Annotated in this window: 5 protein-coding genes; all 5 read right to left on the bottom strand. The window is 72.9% G+C overall.

Features of this window, described 5'->3' with window-relative positions; translation table 11 throughout:
* Positions 1-156 precede the first annotated feature (156 nt).
* Positions 157-552: a 50S ribosomal protein L7/L12 gene (gene rplL, locus ACKOB8_RS02190; RefSeq protein ID WP_526375189.1), complete on the bottom strand. Its 396-nt coding sequence runs from the start codon at positions 550-552 to the stop codon at positions 157-159.
* Positions 553-585: 33 nt separating this feature from the next.
* Positions 586-1,128, bottom strand: a complete 543-nt coding sequence (gene rplJ, locus ACKOB8_RS02185; RefSeq protein WP_526375187.1) for a 50S ribosomal protein L10 — start codon at positions 1,126-1,128, stop codon at positions 586-588.
* A 256-nt stretch (positions 1,129-1,384) separates the two neighbouring features.
* Complete coding sequence (locus tag ACKOB8_RS02180) at positions 1,385-2,296, bottom strand: ROK family protein (protein WP_526375186.1); 912 nt, start codon at positions 2,294-2,296, stop codon at positions 1,385-1,387.
* Positions 2,297-2,318: 22 nt separating this feature from the next.
* Entirely contained in the window at positions 2,319-2,879 is a 561-nt protein-coding gene (locus ACKOB8_RS02175) for a DUF7158 domain-containing protein (protein ID WP_526375184.1), read from the bottom strand.
* Positions 2,876-6,589: glycoside hydrolase family 38 N-terminal domain-containing protein (locus ACKOB8_RS02170; protein WP_526375182.1), on the bottom strand; the 3,714-nt coding region annotated here is incomplete at its 5' end. The genes ACKOB8_RS02170 and ACKOB8_RS02175, both read right to left, overlap by 4 nt.

Genomic DNA, 6,589 nt, shown 5'->3' with positions numbered 1-6,589 from the left:
CAGGCCCCCGGTCTGGCTGACCCTGTGGTTTGTGTCACTGTAGCGCACGTCAACGGCAGGCACTCCGTTTGCGCCGAGCGTGATGCGACCATGAGAAATCCCCCGCGGCGCGCCGGGTGTCGGCGCTGGCCGCGGGGGATTTTCGAGACGGCGAAACTACTTGACCGTGACCTTGGCGCCAGCGGCCTCCAGCTTGGTCTTGGCCTCCTCGGCGGATTCCTTGGTGGCCTTCTCCAGGACCGGCTTGGGGGCTCCGTCGACGAGGTCCTTGGCCTCCTTGAGGCCCAGACCCGCGACGATCTCGCGGACGGCCTTGATGACACCGATCTTCTTGTCGCCGGCGTCGTCGAGGATCACGTCGAACTCGGACTGCTCCTCGCCCGCCTCGGCGGCCGGGCCGCCGCCGCCCGGGGCGGCCGCGGCGGCCACCGCGACCGGGGCGGCCGCAGTGACCTCGAAGACCTCCTCGAACTTCTTCACGAAGTCGGAGAGTTCGAGCAGGGTCATCTCCTTGAACGCATCGAGCAATTCGTCGGTGCTGAGCTTTGCCATGGTTGTGGGTCCTTCCTGGTTGGGCTGGTTGGGTTACGCGGCGGCTTCGCCGGACTTCTTCTCCTGCAGTGCGGCGGCCAGGCGGGCGACCTGCGCGGCCGGAGCACTGAACAGCCCGGCCGCCTTGGCCATGTTGCCCTTCATTGCGCCGGCCAGCTTGGCCAGCAGCACCTCGCGCGACTCGAGATCGGCGATGCGCTCGACTTCGGCCACGGTCAGCGGGTGGCCGTCCATGTAGCCGCCCTTGATCACCAGGGCCTTGTTGTCCTTGGAGAACTTCTTGATGGCCTTCGCGACGTCGACGGCTTCGCCGGTCACGAACGCGATCGCGGTCGGCCCGACGAATAGCTCGTCGAGCCCGTCGATGCCGGCCTCGGCCGCAGCGCGGCGAACGAGGGTGTTCTTGGCGACGGTGTAGGTGGCACTGCCGCTGAGGGTGCGTCGCAGCTCGGCGAGGTTGGCCACGGTCAGTCCCCGGTATTCGGTGACGACGGTGGCCGTCGAGGCCCGGAAACTCTCGGCGATCTCGGCGACCGCGCCGGCCTTGTCGGCCTTGGGCTTGTCGACCTTGGCCATGCATGCCTCCTGTCTCACGAGCTGTCTCACGAGCTGTCTGTGTCCCGCCACCGAAACGACCCGGGAAACACGAACGCCCCGGCACAGACGGCCGGGGCGCGCAGAACCGCACAGCGGTGCAAGCCTCGTCCTCCTGCGCGGGCCGCCGGGAGATTCCCGGACCTTCAACCGATCTGCTCGGTGACCGACGGTCTTCGGTGGAACCCGGCCAGAATAGCCTGCGGCACCCCGGCCCGGCAAAACGCGGCCCGCGGCCCTAGCCCGGGCGAAGCAGCGCAGCGGCCCCGACCAGGCCCGCCTCGCCGCCCAGCGCGGCCGGCAGCACCCGCAGTCCCGAGAGGAAGTCCAGCCCGGCGTGCTCACGCAGCGCGGCGCCGAGGGGGCCGAAGAGCACCGGACCGGACTTGGCCACCCCGCCGCCGACGACCACCAGATCCAGGTCGCACACCGCCGCCACCGAGGCGATCATCGCCGCCAGCGCGCCGGCACCCCGGCGGAAGGCGCGCAGCGCGATCTCCTCGCCGCGGGCCGCGGCGTCGGCAAGGTCCTTGCCGGTGGCCCCGGGAGCGGCCGCCCAGCCCTGCTCGCGGGCCCAGGCCACCAGCCGCGGACCGCTCGCGATCGCCTCGACGCAGCCGCGTCCGCCGCAGGCGCACGGCGGGCCGTCGCGCTCGACGACCACGTGGCCGACGTGTCCGGCATTGCCGGTGCGCCCGGCGTAGGGCGCGCCGTCGAGCACCAGTCCGCCGCCGACCCCGGTGGAGACCACCATGCCCAGCAGGAACCGGGCACCCTGCCCGGCGCCGCACCAGTGCTCGCCCAGCGCCATGCACAGGCCGTCCCCGGCGAGGCGAACCGGAACACCGGGCACGGCTCGGCCGACCCGCTCGCACACCGGGAAGTGCCGCCAGGCGGGGATGTTGATCGGGCTGATCGCGCCCTCCGCCAGGTGGATCGGCCCCGCCGAGGAGATGCCCGCGCCGCGGAGGGTCCCGGCAGCCGCCGCGACGGCGGCGGCGATCGCGCTCTCGGCGGCGGCCCAGACGACCTCGGGATCGGTGCTGCGCGGGGTGGGCCGCTGCTCGCGGTGCAGCAGCCGGCCGTCGGCGTCGACGAGCCCGGCGGCGATCTTGGTGCCGCCGATGTCGAGGGCGAGAGTCGGGCTCATCTGCGTGGCGTCTCAGTGCCGGTCAATGCTGGTGGATGTTGTCGGGCTGGCGTGGGTCGCCCGGGTGCTCGTAACCCGGCGCCAGCCACACCAGCGCGGCGCGGCGCTGGTCGAGCCAGATCCGGAAGGCGCGCCGCCGTGCCGCACCGCGCAGCATCGCGGCCACCGCACGTTCGGGCTCGGGCTCACCGGCGAAGCGTCGCGGGTTTCGGCGCAGATACGCCGCGGCCGCCGCGGCGTCGACGCCGACGCCGGCGGTCAGATGCGCGTAGAGCGCCCGGGCCAACGGCGCGGCCAGCGCGGCAGCGGCGATGCTGCCGATCTCCAACCGGGCGGTCGGGTCGGGCAACACGTCGGACTCGGCCGGGGTGTCCGCGGTGACGGTGACGCCGAGTTCGCGCGCCTCGCACGCCAGCACCTTCTCGGTGACCAGCAGTTGGGTCAGCCACCGCCGCAACTGGCGGCCCTCGCGGGTGCCCGGTCGCGGCAGCGCCGCGGTGTGCGGCGAGTCGCGCAGCGCCGCCTCGCGGGCGTCGACCTCGGTGACGGCCACGGGCTCTCCGGCCACGGTCGCCGCGATCATCCGACCGTCACCGCCGCCGCCGGGGTGTAGAGCAGCCGGCCCGCACAACCGACCCGGATCAGCGCCCACCACCGGCCCGGGGTGGCCCACCGCGGCGGGGTCACCGCAAAGCTGACCTCGGCCTGCGACCGGGCCCGCAGCACCTCACCGCACGACGCCGGGCCGATCCAGTCCCAGGTGCCCCACGGGCTGATCAGGTGGGCTTCCAGCGCCAGGTCGGCGCGGGCGTCACTGGCGACCGTCGCGGTAAGCCGGGCCGTGCCGCCGGGGGCGACCGCGACGTCGGCCGGACCGGCGACCAGGCGCAGCGGATCGGGCGCGGGATCACCGACGGTGACGACGCAGACATCCTCGACGGTCTGCCGCCAGGCCGGCGGGAGGTCGCCGGTCAGCGAAAGCTGCGCCCGCACCGGGTAGTGGCCCGCCTCGGCGTCGTCCGGGACGCGCACACTGACCTCGGTCTCGAGATGCCCGCGCGGCGCGACGTCGAACGACCACCCCCGCGGCGCCCACATCCGTGCGCCCTCCTCCTGCGGTGTCCAGCCGTGCGGGGTGCGCAGTCGCACGGACCCGGTGAGGCTGGCGTCGCTGCAGTCACTGGCCACCGTCAGCCGCAGCCGCACGGTCTGCCCCGGCGCAGCCGCGACGGTTTCGGGGTCCAGATGGGCGACGGCGGGCAGCCCGCCCAGCGGGGCGGGCCCGCGGTTGTGCAGCCAGTAGCGCGCGTAGAGCGGCTGGGCGGCCTCGGCATCGGGCGCCAGCGGCGACGCGGCGTCGAGAACCGGGTCCGCGCGCAGGCGTGCGCGCACGGTGGCGATCTGGTAGCCGTGCAGTCGCAGCGGATCATCGTCGGGCCGCGGGTTCTCCAGCAGATCCGCAGCCTGCACGTTGTCGATGTCCACCAGCGGACTGGACAGGCTGACGCGCGTCGCCACTCCGCTGGTTTCCAGCAGCCGAAGGGTCACCGAGCCCGGATCGACGTCGGCCGCACTGCCGATCGCGGTCGGATTGCCGCCGGCTTTCAGGGCGGCCAGCGCCACCGTCCCGGCGGACTCGACGCTCAGCAGCGAGCCGTCGGCCGGCAGCCTCCCGGATTTCCGCCCGGCCGCCGCGCCCTCGCTTGTCACGCACTGCAGCGGGTGGTTGAACTCCGCACTGCGCGACACCATCGCGAGCTCACGCCAATCCCCCGGTCCCGCGACGACCGCGAAGTCGAACGTGTGACTCCAGTGCTGCAGTTGGAAGTGGGAACCGTCCGGGGCGGTGCGCTGCGGCGGGTCGATCCAGGTCCCCGACGGCCAGCCGGTGCACGACCGCATCAACGAACTGTGCAGGGTCCCGTCCTTGCCGACCGCGAAACCGGGTACCCCGCGATTGATCAGCGCGACGGTGCGCGCCTCGAACGCTGGGCACCGCGCCGGCGGCTGCTGTTCCACGACGATCTCCGCGTCGGCGAGATCGGCGGTCAGCTCGGCGATCGCGGCTTCGCCGGCGACGATCAGCACGGGGAGGTCCAGCACGCCGCGAACGTCGGCGTCGGTCACCCAGACGCGGTCCAGCGCTTCGGCGGCGGGGACGAACACACGCGCGCGCCCGCGCCGCAGTTGGCGTTCGACTTCCGCGGCATAGCGCGGGTCGGCGGCGGCCAGGACGGCCGCGGTGAAGGCGTTGTCCTGCGGGCCGCCCAGACTGATCCGGGCGTCGGGCAGGTTGGAGTCCACCTCGAGATGCCCGTAGCGGGGGTGTCCAGCGCTGCTGCAGGTCGCCGTGACGCCCGCGCGCGCCAGCGCCACCATCAATGCGCGCACCGCCGCCTGCTTCGCCGGGGCGGGCGGCGCGACCACTTCGGCGACCGCGACCGCGCGGGTCTCTTCCCCGACGCGCACCCGCACGCAGGAGGACAGGCCGAAAAACCCGTGCGCCGGGTTGTCCAGGGTCCACGGGTGTTCGGCGGTGTCCACCGCGTGCTCGGCGGACCCGTCGTGCATGAGCCCGAAGCCGCGCCCGACGACGGCATGGCCGACCTCGCTGACCGGCAGCGCCCCGGGCACCGGGCAGGGCCAGCGCAGCCGCACCAACCGGTCCGCGCCGGTGAAGTCGTCGATGGTGATGCGGCAGTCCAGCCGGTCCAGGCCTCGCACCAGGGTCAGGGTCTGGGTGTAGCGCAACACGTCGTCGACCGTTCCGCTGACCACCACCTTCTCCCCCAGTGCGCTGCGGTAGGCGCGCACCGACGCCGGGCCGGCCGACGAGCACACCACCGGGCCGCGGGGCAGCAGATGCCACGGGCCCTCGCCGGCCTCCGGGTGCGCGGGGTACTCCTCGTAGACGGCGAGCTCGTTGCCCACCGCCCCGGGGGCGACCAACTCCCGCTCCCCGTGCAGCAGCGAGACCACCCCGCCGCCGCGCGCCGGGTCGACGGTCAGCCGCAAGTACTCGTTGGCGATGGCCACCCCGTCGATCGGGGTCCAGCCGGCCGCGGCCCCGTCGACAAGTCGATAGGTGCGCCATCCCAACGAGCCCACCGCGTCGGCGCGCCAGCTCACCGAATACCCGTCGTCTTCGACCACCGCCGGCACGTCGGCACCCTCGGCATCGACGACCCGGATCGCTGTCACCGGTTCGTCCAGGTGTGCCGTCACCACATCTGTTCGGCTGTGCGCCAAGGGGTTCCACACCACGACGGAGGTGCCGGCACCCGTCCCGGTCGCGACCGCCCGGGTCAGCACCGACAACGCCCCGGCCCGCGCGCGGCGGCCGAGCTCCCACGCGTCACGCCATCCGGTGAGCAGGTCCAGGTAGACCTGATCGGACTCGCTGCCGGTGATGGCGTCGTGGTGGGCGCCCCAGGCCAGCTGGACCCACGCCTTGGCCAGGGCGGCCTCCGGATAGCGGGCACCGCCGAGGAGGGCCGCGAAGACGGCGAAGCGCTCGGCACCCAGCACCGCGTCCTCGGCCGCCCGGTTGGCCTGCTTGGTATCGATGTAGGAGACGTCCTTGCCGGTGTAGATCGGGTTCATGTCCCGGGTCTGCGGCGAGGGCTCGACCGCCCGCTCGGCGAGCTCCGAACGCACGGCGGTGAAGAAATCCGACGGAAGCGCGCAGACGAACCGCGGCCAGCTGTAGCGGGCGTTCCAATCGCGGTGGATCTCGGTGACCCAGGCGTTCGGCGGGGTGTAGTCGGTACCGACCGGCAACAGCACGTTGCGGGTCAGGGCCACCGACTTCAGTTCGCAGAACAATTCGTAGGTCGCCTGCTGCGCCTCGGCAAGCGAGGTCGCGGAGTCCATCCACCAGCCGGCCGCGTAGTGCGCGGGCATGTAGTGCGTCAGCAAGCCGACTCCCGACGGCGCGATCCACTCGAACTCGCTGCTGAACTGCATGCGTCGCGGATCGCCGGCCTGCCCGTCCTTGGCGGCCATCGGTCCCCACTGGTGAAACGGGCCGCGCGCCCAGGAACTCGACGTCAGACCGGCGTCGGCGGCCATCCCGGGGAACTGCGGATCGTGACCGAACACGTCGAGCTGCCAGGCCGTGCGGGGGCGGGCTCCGAGCACGTCACGCTGAAACCCGATGCCGTGGACGAAGTTGCGGATCGCGGTCTCCCCGCCGGTGAGGTTGGTGTTGGGTTCGTTGTACGTGCCGCCCATCACCTCCACCCGGCCCTCGGCGATCATCCGCCGCAGATCGGCGCGGTCCTCGGGGTGTGC

The sequence above is a fragment of the Mycobacterium sp. genome (genome assembly GCF_046091765.1).
Taxonomy (GTDB): domain Bacteria; phylum Actinomycetota; class Actinomycetes; order Mycobacteriales; family Mycobacteriaceae; genus Mycobacterium.
Note: the sequence above shows the minus strand (reverse complement) of the source record. Positions and strands in the feature narration are given on the sequence as shown.

Excerpts from the sequence above, each read along its gene's own strand:
- ACKOB8_RS02180 (WP_526375186.1), bottom strand. The coding sequence starts at position 2,296 with ATGAGCCCGACTCTCGCCCTCGACATCGGCGGCACCAAGATCGCCGCC.
- ACKOB8_RS02175 (WP_526375184.1), bottom strand. The coding sequence starts at position 2,879 with ATGATCGCGGCGACCGTGGCCGGAGAGCCCGTGGCCGTCACCGAGGTC.
- rplJ (WP_526375187.1), bottom strand. The coding sequence starts at position 1,128 with ATGGCCAAGGTCGACAAGCCCAAGGCCGACAAGGCCGGCGCGGTCGCC.
- rplL (WP_526375189.1), bottom strand. The coding sequence starts at position 552 with ATGGCAAAGCTCAGCACCGACGAATTGCTCGATGCGTTCAAGGAGATG.